The organism is Thioalkalivibrio sp. ALE25 (assembly GCF_000377285.1).
In the GTDB taxonomy this organism is placed as follows: Bacteria; Pseudomonadota; Gammaproteobacteria; order Ectothiorhodospirales; family Ectothiorhodospiraceae; genus Thioalkalivibrio.
This window is the reverse complement of sequence record NZ_KB897936.1, coordinates 12,538-26,816: the sequence shown is the minus strand read 5'-3', so window position 1 is coordinate 26,816 and position 14,279 is coordinate 12,538. Positions and strand designations below refer to the sequence as shown.

The 14,279-nt window shown below is 67.8% G+C and carries 13 protein-coding genes and 1 riboswitch; of the genes, 5 read left to right on the top strand and 8 right to left on the bottom strand.

Annotated elements, in window-relative coordinates:
- Positions 1–46: 46 nt before the first annotated feature.
- Positions 47–550, bottom strand: a complete 504-nt coding sequence (locus tag C996_RS0111530) for a hypothetical protein (protein ID WP_018867592.1) — start codon at positions 548–550, stop codon at positions 47–49.
- A 145-nt stretch (positions 551–695) separates the two neighbouring features.
- Here C996_RS0111530 and C996_RS0111525 point away from each other — a divergent pair, with 145 nt between their 5' ends.
- The gene (locus C996_RS0111525; RefSeq protein WP_018867591.1) at positions 696–2,204 is read left to right on the top strand and encodes a YdiU family protein; all 1,509 of its coding nucleotides are present in this window, start codon (positions 696–698) and stop codon (positions 2,202–2,204) included.
- Between the two features lie 42 nt (positions 2,205–2,246).
- Here the strand turns inward: C996_RS0111525 and C996_RS0111520 are convergent, their stop codons facing one another.
- Both C996_RS0111520 and C996_RS0111515 read right to left on the bottom strand, forming a co-directional pair.
- Positions 2,247–3,506, bottom strand: coding sequence for an inorganic phosphate transporter (locus C996_RS0111520; RefSeq protein ID WP_018867590.1), 1,260 nt, complete (start codon positions 3,504–3,506; stop codon positions 2,247–2,249).
- Positions 3,507–3,538: 32 nt separating this feature from the next.
- On the bottom strand, positions 3,539–4,219 hold the full coding sequence (locus C996_RS0111515) for a TIGR00153 family protein (protein WP_018867589.1): 681 nt from the start codon (positions 4,217–4,219) through the stop codon (positions 3,539–3,541).
- A 100-nt stretch (positions 4,220–4,319) separates the two neighbouring features.
- Positions 4,320–4,417, top strand: a riboswitch (TPP riboswitch).
- 77 nt (positions 4,418–4,494) lie between these two features.
- Here C996_RS0111515 and thiC point away from each other — a divergent pair.
- Positions 4,495–6,384 carry a phosphomethylpyrimidine synthase ThiC gene (thiC, locus tag C996_RS0111510; RefSeq protein WP_018867588.1) on the top strand — a complete coding sequence of 630 codons (1,890 nt, stop codon included), beginning with the start codon at positions 4,495–4,497 and terminating at the stop codon, positions 6,382–6,384.
- 30 nt (positions 6,385–6,414) lie between these two features.
- Here the strand turns inward: thiC and C996_RS0111505 are convergent, their stop codons facing one another.
- Positions 6,415–7,518, bottom strand: a complete 1,104-nt coding sequence (locus C996_RS0111505) for a diguanylate cyclase (RefSeq protein ID WP_018867587.1) — start codon at positions 7,516–7,518, stop codon at positions 6,415–6,417.
- Positions 7,519–7,554: 36 nt separating this feature from the next.
- Entirely contained in the window at positions 7,555–7,932 is a 378-nt protein-coding gene (locus C996_RS0111500) for a DUF5362 family protein (protein WP_018867586.1), read from the bottom strand.
- Between the two features lie 226 nt (positions 7,933–8,158).
- On the opposite strand from C996_RS0111500, the gene C996_RS0111495 reads away from it, so the two are divergent.
- Together C996_RS0111495 and C996_RS0111490 are read left to right on the top strand one after the other, a co-directional pair.
- A complete protein-coding gene (locus C996_RS0111495; protein ID WP_018867585.1) occupies positions 8,159–8,641 on the top strand; it encodes an FHA domain-containing protein in 483 nt (160 codons plus the stop codon).
- Positions 8,642–8,661: 20 nt separating this feature from the next.
- Positions 8,662–10,362 (top strand): serine/threonine-protein kinase, encoded by a 1,701-nt coding sequence (locus C996_RS0111490; protein ID WP_018867584.1) that lies wholly within the window; start codon positions 8,662–8,664, stop codon positions 10,360–10,362.
- A 296-nt stretch (positions 10,363–10,658) separates the two neighbouring features.
- Here C996_RS0111490 and C996_RS0111485 read toward each other — a convergent pair whose 3' ends face one another.
- From C996_RS0111485 to C996_RS0111475, 3 genes are all read right to left on the bottom strand, one after another.
- Positions 10,659–11,696 (bottom strand): LysM peptidoglycan-binding domain-containing protein, encoded by a 1,038-nt coding sequence (locus tag C996_RS0111485; protein WP_018867583.1) that lies wholly within the window; start codon positions 11,694–11,696, stop codon positions 10,659–10,661.
- Positions 11,697–11,748: 52 nt separating this feature from the next.
- The gene (locus C996_RS0111480; protein ID WP_018867582.1) at positions 11,749–12,585 is read right to left on the bottom strand and encodes a PP2C family serine/threonine-protein phosphatase; all 837 of its coding nucleotides are present in this window, start codon (positions 12,583–12,585) and stop codon (positions 11,749–11,751) included.
- A gap of 75 nt (positions 12,586–12,660) precedes the next feature.
- On the bottom strand, positions 12,661–13,611 hold the full coding sequence (locus C996_RS0111475) for a PDC sensor domain-containing protein (RefSeq protein WP_018867581.1): 951 nt from the start codon (positions 13,609–13,611) through the stop codon (positions 12,661–12,663).
- Positions 13,612–13,759: 148 nt separating this feature from the next.
- On the opposite strand from C996_RS0111475, the gene C996_RS0111470 reads away from it, so the two are divergent.
- On the top strand, positions 13,760–14,278 hold the full coding sequence (locus C996_RS0111470; RefSeq protein ID WP_018867580.1) for a GNAT family N-acetyltransferase: 519 nt from the start codon (positions 13,760–13,762) through the stop codon (positions 14,276–14,278).
- Position 14,279: the final 1 nt, after the last annotated feature.

Below are 14,279 nucleotides of genomic sequence, written 5' to 3'. Positions count from 1 at the left end.
TTGCCGGACGGACACGGGGAGAGCGCGACCCCGTTCGCCGCGAGCCTTACCTGCGATCCAGCGTGGACTCCAGCACTTCCCAGTGCACGTTGCCGTGGACGACCTCGTAGGCCAGCAGCAACTGGCCATGCGCGGAGTCACCCTCGAAGTTCGCCAGCACCCATTGGTGGTTGAGTACGTGGATGCCGTCGCGGCGGAAGGCGTATTCCTCGCCCGCCGGGGCCTCGTGGGGGATCAGGTCGGTCTGCGGCATCAGGTCGTCGGCCAGGCGCTCATTCGGGCGCACCATGCCGCGGCGTTGCAGGTCCTGGATGTGGGCGTTGGTCAGACCCAGTTCCACCGGGCGCGGGACTTCGTGGCGGGTGTACTGCTGCAGTTGCATCTGCGCCTGCAGCAGGTCGCGGTTGGCCTCCGACAGATCCTGTTCCAGACCGTTGCCGCGGGCGATGTAGATCGCCAGCACGACCACGAAGAACAGCATGAAGCCGAGCCACACCAGGCGTTCGCTGGTCTTCAGGTTCTGCGGCTTGGGGTTGTCTTGTTCGGACACGGGGCTTGCCTCCGGGATGCATGCGGACGGCCGGTGGCCACGGGCCCCGGCCGGGGAATGAACGTGCGACCGCCGTGGGTTCCTGAACCGGGGTCGTTGCGACGCGCATGATAACCCCTGACACCGCAACCTGCCGAGCTGCCCCATGTCGGTCCACGACCCTGCACAATCTGACCTCCCCGATACGGAACTGGAGTGGATCAACCGCTTCGCCCGGTTGCCGGAGGCTTTTTATGACCGGCCCGCCCCGGCCCCGTTTCCCGGCGCCAACTGCCTGGCCGCAAGCCCCGACATGTGCGATCGCCTGGACCTGGACCCGGCCGCGTTGGAGCGCGATCCGTGGTTGGGGGTCTGTACCCGGGGGAGCGAGCTGCCGGGCGCCGAACCCCTGGCATCGGTTTATGCCGGTCATCAGTTCGGAGTATTCGTGCCACAGTTGGGGGATGGTCGCGCCAAGCTGCTCGGCGAGGTCCGAACCGCCCGGGGCGAGACCTGGGAACTGCAGGTCAAGGGGGCTGGGCCAACTCGGTACTCGCGAGGGGCGGACGGTCGTGCGGTTGTCAGGTCCTCGGTGCGCGAGTACCTGGTCTCCGAGGCGATGGCGGCGCTGGGTGTGCCTACCACGCGGGCCGTGGCGCTGTTTGGTTCCAGTCTGCGGGTCTATCGCGAGCGCATCGAACCGGGGGCCATCGTGCTGCGGGCGGCGCCGTCCTTCCTCCGCTTCGGCCATTTCGAGTACTTCCACTACAACGGCTACAGCGCGCGCCTGCAGGAGCTGATCGACTATGCCCTGGCGCACGACTATCCGGAGCTGGTGGATGCCGAAGATCCGGTGGCTGCGATGCTGGAGGCGGTGATTGGACGCACCGCGGAGATGATCGCGGACTGGCAGGCCATCGGGTTTTGTCACGGGGTGATGAACACCGACAACATGAGTCTGGCCGGGCTGACCATCGACTATGGTCCGTTCGCCTTCATGGATGCCTTCGACCCCAGCTACATCTGCAACCACACCGACCAGGGCGGGCGCTACGCCTTCGATCAGCAGCCGCAGATCGCGCAGTGGAACCTGATCCGCCTGGCCGAGACCCTGGTGATTTACTTCGCCGACCCTACCCGGGAGGCGGCGATCGAGCGCGCCAAGGCCTTGCTGGAGGATTTCCAGCCGCAGTACCGCCGTGCCTGGCTCGCGCGCATGCGGGCGAAACTCGGCCTGCAGGCGGCGCAGGAAGGCGACGAGGCCCTGATCCAGGACCTGCTGGCCCGCATGGCGGCCGAGGGCGTGGACTACACCCGATTTTTCCGCCAGTTGCCGGATCTGGAGCAGGCGGAGACGCGCGCGCAGCTGGAATCGGAACTGGAGGATCGGGCCGCCTGGCAGGCATGGTGGTCGCGCTACCAGGCACGCCTGGCGCAGGAAGCCCGGGCGGCGGATGCGCGCCGGGCGGCGATGAACGCGGTCAACCCGAAGTACATCCTGCGCAACCACCTGGCGCAGGCCGCGATCGAGCGGGCCGAGGCCGGTGATCCCTCCGAGGTGCAGCGCCTGCAGCGGATTCTCGCCCGGCCGTTCGACGAGCAGCCCGAGTTCGAGGCCTATGCCGATCTGCCCCCGGCGTGGGCCAGCGGCATCCAGCTGAGTTGTTCGTCCTGACCGGACGGAATGCGTGCGGGGTGTGGAATGAATGCCCCGAGCTTACCCGAGGATGCCGCGCAGGATGTAGAAGTAGACCACCGCGAGGATGGCCCCGGCCGGCAGGGTCACGATCCAGGACAGGAAGATCATCCGCACCAGCCCCAGGTTGATCGCGGCGATCCCGCGCGCCAGGCCCACCCCGAGGATCGCGCCGACCAGGGTGTGCGTGGTGGAGATCGGCAAGCCGGTGCCCGAGGCCAGCACCACGGTCGCCGCCGCCGCGGCCGTGGCCGCATAGCCACGACTGGGCGTGAGCTGGGTGATGCCGGTGCCGACGGTCGCGATGACCTTGTGGCCGTAGGTGAACAGGCCGAAGACGATCCCGAACCCGCCCAGCAGCAGCACCCACATCGGCACGACCGTCTCGGTGCTCACATCGCCGGTCTGGATCACGTCCACGACCGCGGCTAGCGGCCCCACCGCATTGGCGACGTCGTTGGAGCCCAGGGCGAAGGCCATCGCGCAGCCGGTCACCACCATCTGGACGCCGAACACCTTCTCGACATTGGCAAAATGGGAGCCCTCTTCGCCCACGCCCGTGGGGTCGTCGAAGCGCAGGCGGCGGATCGCCATCATCCCGAGCACGACCACCACCGCGCTTACCAGGGTGGCGAAGCCATAGGCCTGCAGCGTCGTCAGGTCCAGCCCGACATGGGTCAGTCCCTTGAACATCGTGACCAGGGCGGTGACGAAGGCCGTCAGGAAGATGTACAGCGGGGCCCAGCGCTTGGCGTTCTTCAGCGGATCGACGGTGTCCAGGATCAGGATCTGCACACTGCGGAACAGGGCAAACGCAATCATGCCGCCGACCATGGGCGACACCACCCAGGACATCGCGATGGTCCCGACGCGCTCCCAGCGCACGACCTCGAAGCCCAGCCCGACCACGGCAAAACCGATGATGGCCCCGATGATCGAGTGGGTCGTGGAGACTGGCCAGCCGAAATAGGACGCGGCCAGGAGCCAGCTCCCGGCGGCCGCCAGGGCCGCCAGCATCCCGTACACGAGCAGTTCGGGGTTGTCCGCCATCAGGCTGGAGTCGACCATCCCGCTGCGGATGGTCTGGGTGACCTCGCCGCCGGCGAGCCAGGCCCCGGAGAATACGAAGATCGCGGCGACAAAGACCGCCTGGCGGATGGTCAGCGCGCGCGAGCCGACCGAGGTACCCATCGCATTGGCGACGTCATTGGCGCCGATGCCCCAGGCCATGAACAGGCCGAAGATCACTGCAAGGCCGAGCAACAGGGTGCTGTATTCCATGCGGTCCTCGGTTCCTTACTTGGTATGGCCTGTTACTTCGCCAGCATCAGTTGCAGGCGGCTGCCTACACGCTGGGCCAGGTCGGCCAGCTCGCCGATCGAGTCGATCACGCGGTACATGAAGATCACGTTAACCGGGGGCAGCTCCGCCTCCTGGGCGAACAGGATCTCGCGCACCTCGCGCTGGGCCTCGTCGGATTCGTGCTCGATCTGGTCCAGCTCGGTGAGGATGCCGTTGACGACCTCGACCTCGTGGCCGCGGAAACCCGCCTCCACCAGCTCGTCCAGTTCGTTGATTGCCCGACCGGCCTGATCGACCGCATCCACACTGCGGTCGAGGAAGCGCTTGATCGGTTCCCGCATGTTGTCGGGGAACTGCATCTGGCGGCCCAGCATCAGCCCGGCGATGTCCTTCGCCATGTTGGCGATGCGATCCTGGATCAGCAGGGTATCCAGCACGTCGCGGCGCGACATCGCCAGCATCATGCCCTTGGGCAGGTGCAGCCGCAGGTCCTTCTTCAGGCGGTCGGCCTCGCGCTCCAGCTTCGCGATCTTGCGCTGCTGCTCGCGCGCGGTCTCCCAGTCATCGCGCGCCATGGCCTCCATGAACGGGGGGAGCTCGGCGATGCAGGCGCGGATCTTCTCCATGTGCGCCTGCAGCGGGCGCACCGGGGAACGGCCAAACAGCTCGAAGACGAAGTTCTTGGGGGACATGGCGGCGCGAAGGTTGTCACAAAGCCATAATCTAACGCAAAACACCGTGGCCCGCGCGGACTTGTTCGTGTCGAGGCCGCCGTTCTGCGCTAGACTCTTGGATCAGAGCTGGGGGTGCCCGCCGTGGATGCGGGCTGAGAGAGTCCCCTTGAACCTGAACCGGTTAACACCGGCGGAGGGAAGCTCGGTCAACGGTCTGCTGTACCCGGGGTCCCTGCCCCCGCGATCGCCCTGCCCGCGCTCCCTTCGCCTCACGCGACAGCAGAGGTCCGATCATGAGCGCCATCCCCGAGTCGTTTGCCCGCAAGACCGCCGAGGTCTCCGCGGAGGTCACCCGCCCGTTCCCGAACTCCGAGAAGCGCTACGTCGAGGGGTCGCGCGCGGACATCCGCGTGCCGTATCGCGAGGTCGCGCAGACGCCGACGATGACCTCCGGCACGCCCGAGGAGAACCCGCCGATCCCGGTGTACGACACCTCCGGCCCCTACACCGACCCCGAGGCGAGCATCGACCTGCACCGGGGCCTGGCGGACCTGCGCGGCCCGTGGATCGACGAGCGCGCGGACACCGAGTGGCTGGACGGCCCGAGTTCGGAGTACGGCCGCGCCCGCGCCGCCGACCCGGAGCTGGCCCGCCTGCGCTTCGAGCACATCCGCCCGCCGCGCCGGGCGAAGTCCGGGGCGAACGTCTCGCAGATGCACTACGCCCGGAAGGGCATCATTACCCCGGAAATGGAGTTCGTCGCCATCCGCGAGAACAACCGCCTCGAGGCGCTGCGCGCCGACCCGCGCTACAAGAAGCTGCTGCGCCAGCACGCCGGCGAGTCCTTCGGGGCGTCCATCCCCGAGGCGATCACGCCCGAGTTCGTGCGTGACGAAATCGCCCGTGGCCGCGCGATCATCCCGGCCAACATCAACCACCCGGAGCTGGAGCCGATGATCATCGGCCGCAACTTCCGCGTGAAGGTCAACACCAACATCGGCAACTCCGCGGTCTCCTCTTCGATCGAGGAGGAGGTCGAGAAGCTCGTATGGTCCGCGCGCTGGGGCGGCGACACCCTGATGGACCTGTCTACCGGCAAGAACATCCACGAGACCCGCGAGTGGATCCTGCGCAACTCGCCGGTGCCGATCGGCACCGTGCCGATCTACCAGGCGCTGGAGAAGGTCGACGGCAAGCCGGAGGACCTGACCTGGGAGCTGTTCCGCGACACCCTGATCGAGCAGGCGGAACAGGGCGTGGACTACTTCACCATCCACGCCGGCGTGCGCTTGCAGTACGTGCCGCTGACCGCCGACCGCGTGACCGGCATCGTCTCGCGCGGCGGCTCGATCATGGCCAAGTGGTGCCTGGCGCATCACGAGGAGAACTTCCTCTACACCCGCTTCGACGAGATCTGCGAGATCATGAAGGCGTTCGACGTCTCCTTCTCGCTGGGCGACGGCCTGCGCCCCGGCTGCCTGGCGGACGCCAACGACGCCGCGCAGTTCGGCGAGCTGGAGACCCTGGGCGAGCTGACGCAGAAGGCCTGGGCGCACGACGTGCAGGTGATGATCGAGGGCCCCGGCCACGTGCCGCTGCAGAAGGTGAAGGAGAACGTCGACAAGGAGCTGGAAGACTGCTTCGAGGCGCCGTTCTATACCCTCGGCCCGCTGGTCACCGACATCGCCCCGGCCTACGACCACATCACCTCCGGCATCGGCGCGGCCAATATCGGCTGGTACGGCACCGCGATGCTCTGCTACGTGACACCGAAGGAACACCTGGGCCTGCCCAACAAGCAGGACGTACGCGACGGCATCATCACCTACAAGATCGCCGCCCACGCCGCCGACCTGGCCAAGGGTTTCCCCGGCGCGCAGCTGCAGGACAACGCACTCAGCAAGGCACGCTTCGAATTCCGCTGGGAGGACCAGTTCAACCTCGCGCTGGATCCGGAGCGCGCGCGTGAATTCCACGACGAGACCCTGCCCAAGGATGCGCACAAGGTCGCCCACTTCTGCTCCATGTGCGGCCCCAACTTCTGCTCGATGAAGATCACCCAGGACGTGCGCGACTACGCCGCGGCGCAGGGCATCAGCGAGGACGAGGCCCTGAAGAAGGGCCTGCAGGAAAAGGCGGTCGAGTTCGTCGAGAAGGGCGCGAAGATCTACCGCGAGGTGTAGGCCAGCGGGGCTGGCCCGGGTCAGGACGCCCTACCGCACCTCGATGCGGTCGCGGCCGTTCTCCTTCGCCGCATACAGGGCCTGGTCGGCACGATCAAAGGTGTCGACCCGGCTCTCGCCCGGCCGGTATTCGGTCACGCCGAAGCTCGCGGTGCGCCGCCCGACCGTCTCGAAGTCGAAGGCATTGATACGGGCCTGCAGGTCACGGGCGACCCCCTGTGCCTGCGTGACGGGCGTCTGCGGTAGCAGCACGAAGAACTCCTCGCCCCCGATCCGGCCGATCGCATCCACCTCGCGCAGGTTCTGGCGCAGCAGGTCCGCGAACTGTCGCAGCACGCGGTCACCGGCACTGTGCCCCCAGGTATCGTTCACCGCCTTGAAGTGGTCGATGTCCAGCAGGATCACCGAGAACGGTTCGCCGTAGCGCTCGGTGCGGGCCCGCTCCGCCTCGAACAGGCGCTCGATATGGGCGCGGTTCCATAGCGAGGTCAGCTCGTCGACCTGCGCCGAGCGTTCCAACTGGCGTTGCTGCAGGAAGCTGTGCTTGCGCGCATGCTCCAGCATGAAGGCACTCAGCGCGCCGAAGCTGAAGGCGGCCAGCACCCACAGGAGATGCAGCTGGATCAGCTCGCCCTGCATGGGATCGCGAAAGGCCGCGACAATCACCAGCGCCACGATGGCGGTGGCGGCCATCGTGGCCGGGCGCAGCGGCAGGCCCGATATTGCGAAGGTCCACATGATGCTGAGGTAGATCTCGGGGGCGAACACCAGGAACTGCGGCGATCCGGTGTTCAGATAGAGATTGGCGCCATTCGCGATCACCGGCGCTACCATCAGCAGGGCCCACATCGGCCGTTGCAGCGGGGCCCGCAGGCTCATCGCGGCCACCGCCAGCAGCAGGCCGGGCACCAGCATCGCATGCGCGACCAGCCGTTCGCTGTGCAGGTCCGCCGCCACAGACTGTTCGACGGCGCTGAACAGGAGGTACATCAGGGCCGTCAGCAGCGCGACATAGCGGACCTGCGGGATACGCGCCTGGCGGTGCCAGGCGTCGAACGCCTGTTGAACCGCGGTGTCTTCCCGGTGCAGCGGGTCCCAGAGGGCGCCGTGGGCGCCTGGTGTTATCCAAGCCATGACTCCTTTTCTGGCCCGAGCCCCGGGCGAGGGTACCTACATGGCGCCGCTCATGCCCCCCATACCCATCAGTCCGGCGCCGATCCCGAAGATCATGCCCAGCACCATCAGGATCAGGTAGATCAGCAGCAGCACACCGAAGATCGTGAAGTAGATCCGCAGGCGCCCGAGCGCGTACTTGATCGCCTCGGGGTCGCCGCTTTCGTAGGCGCGCTGGGAGGCACCGGCGGCCTGCATCAGGACCACGCCGGCCCAGATCGGGATCCACGCGATGATGATGCCGATGATCGACAGGGCGGTGAGTACGCCGGAGATGATCAGCATGATGCCGATCAGTTGCATCCAGAACTTCCCGCGAACGAGTGGTTCGATCAGTCCGCGGAGGTCGGCCCCGCTGGTTGCGTCCTGTTCCATGTTCAGACTCCTTGTCGTATTGGCTGGTCGTGACGGGTGGGTCTCCGGAGCATAGCAGGCCGCCTCATGCTGTGACGCATTCGTTGTTTTGGCGCGTGCAGCCCGTGCATACTCGACCGGGTGCAAGCCCGAAGAGCAGGGCCGGGTCACGGCTCGAGAAGCAGGGGGATGTATGAGCGATCAGGGACGACGCAGGGATGCCGGCCGCAGCGGGCCGCAGGGCACGATGCTGTTTCAGGGGCAGGCCGTGCCCGAGCCGGAGGCGGTAGCCGATCCCGCCGGCGAGGAGACCCCGCCCGGTGGCCATCCGGTGCTGGTGGGGCTCTCCGAGCCCTTCGGCCAGCAGCGCCTGACGCTCAAGCCGGGCAAGCGCTCGGTCGGTCGCCAGGCGGACAACGACATCGTCCTGCAGGAGGGCAGCGTGTCCTCGCAGCATGCCTGGCTGGTCAACGACGGGGGCGAGTGCCGGGTGGTCAACCTGCTCTCCACCAACGGGACCTGGGTGAACGACGAAAAGGTGCACGAGGCCGTGCTGAAGGACGGCGACCATGTCCGCTTCGGGCGTGCCGAGTTCGTCTTCCGCCGCCGCGATGACGGCTCCGATGCCCGACCCGGTGGTGGCCGCCGGTCGCGCTGGCGCTGGCTCGGTATCGCGGTCGTGGTCCTGGTGCTGGCGGTGATCGCGCGCATCCTGCTCGAGACAGCCTGAGGGCCGGGCCCGGCTCCCCCATGCAGCGGATCGGGCGCTACGGGGTCGGCGAGGAGATCGGTCGCGGTGCGATGGCCGTGATCCATCGTGGTTACGACCCGGACATCCGCCGGCCGCTGGCCATCAAATCCCTGCAGCCCGACTACGCCTGCCGCCCCGAGTATCGCCGGCGCTTCCTGGCCGAGGCCCGCGCGGCCGGCACGCTGACCCACCCGGGTATCGTTACCATCTTTGATGTCGGCGAGTCGGATCACCAGCCGTTCATCGCGATGGAGCTGCTGGACGGAATCACGCTCGCGGAATTTGCCGACCAGTTCCGTCCGTTGCTGCTGCGCAATGTCCTGAAGATCGCCATCCAGCTGGTGGAAGCGCTCGATTACGCGCACCGGCATGGTGTGGTGCACCGGGATATCAAGCCGGAAAACATCATCGTCACCAGCGCCACGGCCAATATCAAGGTGATGGACTTCGGCATCGCCCGCACCCTCAGCGATCCCGACTGGCGGGCCGACGATGATGGCTATGTCGCCGGTTCCCCACACTACATGGCCCCGGAGCAGGTGCGCGGCCAGCCCACGGATGCGCGGGCCGACCTGTATTCGGTCGGCGTGGTGCTGTACGAACTCCTGACCGGCGCCACGCCGTTTCGTGGCCACGATGTCGAGACGCTGCTGACCCGGGTGGTCCGGGACCCCGTACCGTCACCCCGAGTCATCGTGCGCGACTGCCCGCAGGAACTGGTCGAGCTGGTAGTGCGCCTGCTGGCGAAAGACCCGGACCAGCGCTATCAGTCGGCGGGCGAACTGCTGGTGGACCTCGAACGCATCGAAGAGCAACGCAGCGAACGTGAGCGGGCCGGGGCGGGCCGCCGCATCGTCCCGTTGCGGCTGCGCTGGGCGGCGGTGATGGGGGTCCTGGTCGCGGTCACGCTGGTCGTCGGCGGGGCCCTGGTCCACCAGAAGCAGAATGCGGTGATGACCGACCTGGCCTTCGACTATGGCTCCACGCTCGCCCAGATCATCTCGGTGGAGAGCGCCGAGGACCTGCTGCTGGAGGACACCATCGCGGTCCAGGGCCGCCTGCGCGACATGCAGGCCAACCGCGAGATCGCCCTGCTGAGCGTGGCGGACCATCGCGGACGGGTGGTGGCCAGCAGCGATCCCGAGGCCATGGGCCAGCCGTATCAGCCGCCGCCCGAGGAGCATCTCCTCCAGCGCCGCGACGGCCAGGCCGTGTGGTCCGTGGCCGGGCCGGATGGCGGGGAGCTGTTCCTGTTCGAGGCCCCGGTGCGCTACCAGGATCACCACATCGGCCAGCTCCAGGTCGGGTTGTCCACCGGGTCGCTGCGTGCGGCCAACGAGGCCACGTTCATGGCCCTGCTGATGCTCACCCTGGTCACGTTGCTCGCGGTGCTGCTGGGGGCCTACGTCCTGGCCCGGCGCCTGCAGGAACCCCTGGACCGCCTGCGCGGGGCCCTGGACCAGATCGGTCAGGGACGGCTGGACACGCGCATCCGGGCCCGGCGTCGGGATGACTTCGAACGTGTCTTCAGTGCCTACAACGCGATGGCGGATTCGCTGGAGGCGCGCATGAAGCGGCGCACGGACGGGGTGAGCGAACCCGGCACCGGCCACGCCGCATCTGCCGGGGACCGGACCCAGGAACTGGCCCCCGAGGATCTGCCGTCCGAGGCGGCCCCGAGACGGACCGGAACCGACTAAGGAAACACTGATCCCTGTACACGCTCGCGTTGGCACCCCAGGTTTTCCGAGACCAGGCGCATCGTGCAGCGGGTAGTGGTTCTACCGGCCCGTTTCGGATGGATTTGGGGCGCAACGCAGAATCGGAAAACCTGGGGTACCAACCCCGAAGGGGCTCGGCCCCCCGTTGCTATCAAAAACGGGTGCGCGAACGGCGTTGCGGCTCCCTTGTGCAGAATGACTGCATGGCGGTCACCGCGCATTAAACGCACGCAAAAGCGACTCGAGCGCGAGCGTGTACAGGGATCAGTGTTTCCTTAACCGTCGAGGGCGTCCAGCCGGCGCTGCAGTTCCAGCGCGCGCAGCCGGTACCCGCGGGCCGCCTCGAACTCGGGGTCGATCGCCAGCGCCTCGTCCCACAGCGCGATCGCGGTATCCAGGTCCTGGTTGCGGTAGCGCACGATGGCCTCTGCATGGAGGGCCTCCTTGTGCTGTTGCTCCAGTTCGGCGTGGTGCTGGCGGGCGCCGGAATGCTGCGGGCCCCGCGCGAGCACCTCGCCGAAGGCCTCGAGCGCCTCCGCGGTGTCCCCGGCTGACCGGGCCTCCAGACCGCGCTGGTACCAGTAGCCCGTTTCGGCCTCGCGCGCCAGGGGCTCCAGCCAGTCGGCCCACTGCGTCTCCGCCTCGGGGCGCTGCCGGGCCCGCTCCACGACCTCCAGGGCCGCGCCGTAACGCTCCGCAGCCAGATCGGCCTCAAGGGCCCGGCGCAGGCCGTCCTCGCCCACCCCGGGGGCGGCATCCGGATCCAGCGCGGTCAGCTGATCGTCCAGGTCGCTGGTGCCGCGTGGCAGATCCGATGCGTCTCGGGGGATGCGCAGCCGCTGCCCGACCAGCAATCGGTCCGGGCGCTCGAGGTCGTTGTACCGAGCGAGGATCACGAAGCGGTTGGCATCCCCCAGGTGTTCGCGGGCCAGTCGGGCCAGGGTCTCACCGGGTTCCACCGTGTGCTCGAAATGCGCCTCGCCGAGTATGGCCCGCGGATCCCCGGAAAGCTGCTCGCGCAGATGACGGGCGGCGTGGTTCCGCGGCTCGTCCGCGAGGACCCGGTCGAGCGCGACCTGTGCCCGGTCCATCTCGCCGCGCTGCAGGAGCTGCACGATCTCGGCGATCTCGAGACGTTCGATCTCCGGTTCTTCCGCTGCCGGTTCGGGCGCGGGGGGTTCCGCAGGCGCCGTTTCCTCCTCGGCCTCCGCATCGGGGTTGAATACCCCCTGCAACTGCGCGCAACCGGGCAGCAGCCCGGCCAGTGCGGCGAGCAGAACGAGGCGTAAAGGCAGGGTGCGGAACTGCGTCATGGCAATATCTTCGGTTCGGGCGCGGTGCGGCGCCCGGAGTATACGATCGGCATCAGTCCAGCGGCCACAGCAGGATCGCCAGCGCCGCGGCGAGCAGCAGCAACAGCGCCAGCGTCGGCTGGATACGGGCCTTCAGGTGCCGGCGCCAGAATCGGCCACGGGGTCGCGCCGCCCGCCAGGTGGCGAGCGCCACGTTGTCGCCGCCGGGCCCGGCGCGCCGCGCCGCCTCGCGGGCCGCCTCGGTGGTCGCGGTGCCCAGATCGGGATGGTCCAGCAGTTCGACGATCGCGTCCGGCGCGAACTGTTCCCAGAAGCCGTCGGAACACAGCAGGAAGCGGGTCTGGGCGGTCACGGGCGCCGCGTCATGGTCGACCTGTATGGGATCGACCACGCCCAGACCCTGCAGCAAGCGATTCTGCTCCGGGTGCGTGGCCATCTCCGCCTCGCGGATCACCCCCTGGTCGACCAGCTGCTGCACCCGTGTGTGGTCGCGCGTGCGGCCCTGCAGGCGGTCGCCCTCGATGTGATACAGGCGGCTGTCGCCGCAATGGGCCCAGCAGGCCGAGTCCGGCGTAACGTACAGGGCCACCAGTGTGGTTCCGGGACGCTGGGCTGGATCGGCGCCGCCTTGTTCCAGCAGGGCCGCATGGGTCTCGTGGAACAGGCTCTCCAGCAGGGCAGGGCCATCCGCGGTCCGCCCCGCGCAGCGATTCCACAGGCGTTCGGCCGTCGCCACGGCCGTCTGCGACGCTTGCGCCCCGCCCTCGTGGCCGCCCATGCCGTCGGCCACCAGCAGCAACGCAGTTTGCCCGTCGGGTCCGTGCAGCACGGTCACCGCATCCTGCTGCTCGGCGCGGCCACCTGTCTCCCTGGCGTATCCGGTTTCCATAGGCATGTAGCCCCGGTGATCCTGTACCCATGATGACCGAGATGGGCGGCCCGCGACAGCCCGGGCCGGGACCCTTTACCCGGTGGCGCCGATCCAGAACTCGATGGAGCGGCCGAGAAACTCGTCCCAGGTCATGTAGTGCGAGCCGTCACAGGAGAAGGTCAGGCTGACCATGCCGTTGAACAGGTTGATGGAGGCGGAGCGCAGGTAGATGGTCTCGTCCGCGTAGCGCAAGGCCTTCAGCCCCTCCAGTACCCGGCCGACCTCGTCCTTCGGGATGAGTGCCTCCTCGGGGTACGGCTCGTGCGGAAACGCCAGGCACACGTCGGGATCGCCGAGGGATTCGTGGGTCAGGATGCGGTAGCGGTACGGGTCCTCGGTGGTCCACAGCGTGGCGCGTGAACTGGAGAAGTGGAATACCCCCTGGAACACCCCGCGCTCGGTGAACAGTTCCTCGATGATGGCCAGGGCCGTATCCATGTTCTGGTCCATCAGGCTCTCGGTACGGCTCTGCAGGAACAGCGTGCCGCGGATGGACGGATCGCCCTTGATCTGCCGCCACTCGTTCGGCTCTTCGTACAGGTCCTCGGAAAAGTCGGGCAGGTTGCGCAGGTCAAAGTCCGCTCCGAGAAAGCCCAGCGCATTGCCGTCGCTGTCGCGAACCAGCTGCAGCGCGGTCAGCGAGGGCCGCCGTCCGAGCAGGCTGATGTAGGCATCCGAAAGCAGAAAGCCCGTCGCCGGCACGACCTCCTTCATGTACGGGCGTTGTGACCGGTCGCGCCCGAAATGCTCCGGCAGTACGCCGCTGCGCGAGATGTTGTCGGAGAGCTGGATGCCCCGGGTATTCAGGGCATAGACGAACGTGGCCTCCGGGATCTGGCGGATAGCCTCTTCCAGAATCGAGTCCAGGTCCTCGCGGCGCGGCCAGACCGCGGACAGCCGACGCGCGATGTTGGCCAGAGGCTCCTGCAGCTTGTTCTCGAGGTACTCGCGCTGGTGCTCGATCGCCTTCTTCAGTTCCGTCATGGTGCGGGGTCGTCTCCTTTCGGTGCGGCGCGGATTATCCCCGATCGGGGGTTTCGTTGTCGTGAAGGGCCTCGTGGCTCCACGCGTTTGGCACTTCGCGTTGCGCAAAAGGTCCGAGCAGGAACCGTGCCGACAAACCTGATGACCGATGCCCGAAACCACAACCTCCCTTACCACCTTGACTGCCCGTGCCGCGCGCCCAGAGGATCTCGATGCCATCAACCGCCTCGTCGCCGAGGCGATTGAGGACTGGCCGTTGCCCGAACGCGTGCGCCGCCTGGCCCTGCCGGCCTACCGCTACACCGAGGCCGACCGGATGTTCCTCGACATGGTCGTGCTGGAGTGCGCAGGCGACGTGGTCGGCGTCGCGGCCTGGGAGGCGGCGGGGGCCCAAGAACTGCCGGAGGGTATACCGGATGGCCTTCTGCTCCACGGCCTCTATGTCGGGCGCGCCGCGCGCGGGCAGGGGGTGGGGCGGCAACTGGTCGAGGCCAGTCGCGCCGCCGCGAGGGAGGCCGGTGTCGCCGGGGTGCTGGTCAAGGCCCAGGCCTCCGCCGCCGGTTTCTTCGCCGCCATGGGCTTCGTCCCGGTGCCGGTCCGCGATCGCGACCGGGATTACGAACAGCGTTACTGGTGGCCGGCGAAGGGCGCGTCCTCTCCGCCCTGAG

Coding starts and splice junctions, on each gene's coding strand:
- C996_RS0111525 (WP_018867591.1), top strand. CDS start 696: ATGTCGGTCCACGACCCTGCACAATCTGACCTCCCCGATACGGAACTG.
- C996_RS0111520 (WP_018867590.1), bottom strand. CDS start 3,506: ATGGAATACAGCACCCTGTTGCTCGGCCTTGCAGTGATCTTCGGCCTG.
- C996_RS0111515 (WP_018867589.1), bottom strand. CDS start 4,219: ATGTCCCCCAAGAACTTCGTCTTCGAGCTGTTTGGCCGTTCCCCGGTG.
- thiC (WP_018867588.1), top strand. CDS start 4,495: ATGAGCGCCATCCCCGAGTCGTTTGCCCGCAAGACCGCCGAGGTCTCC.
- C996_RS0111505 (WP_018867587.1), bottom strand. CDS start 7,518: ATGGCTTGGATAACACCAGGCGCCCACGGCGCCCTCTGGGACCCGCTG.
- C996_RS0111500 (WP_018867586.1), bottom strand. CDS start 7,932: ATGGAACAGGACGCAACCAGCGGGGCCGACCTCCGCGGACTGATCGAA.
- C996_RS0111495 (WP_018867585.1), top strand. CDS start 8,159: ATGCTGTTTCAGGGGCAGGCCGTGCCCGAGCCGGAGGCGGTAGCCGAT.
- C996_RS0111490 (WP_018867584.1), top strand. CDS start 8,662: ATGCAGCGGATCGGGCGCTACGGGGTCGGCGAGGAGATCGGTCGCGGT.
- C996_RS0111485 (WP_018867583.1), bottom strand. CDS start 11,696: ATGACGCAGTTCCGCACCCTGCCTTTACGCCTCGTTCTGCTCGCCGCA.
- C996_RS0111480 (WP_018867582.1), bottom strand. CDS start 12,585: ATGGAAACCGGATACGCCAGGGAGACAGGTGGCCGCGCCGAGCAGCAG.
- C996_RS0111475 (WP_018867581.1), bottom strand. CDS start 13,611: ATGACGGAACTGAAGAAGGCGATCGAGCACCAGCGCGAGTACCTCGAG.
- C996_RS0111470 (WP_018867580.1), top strand. CDS start 13,760: ATGCCCGAAACCACAACCTCCCTTACCACCTTGACTGCCCGTGCCGCG.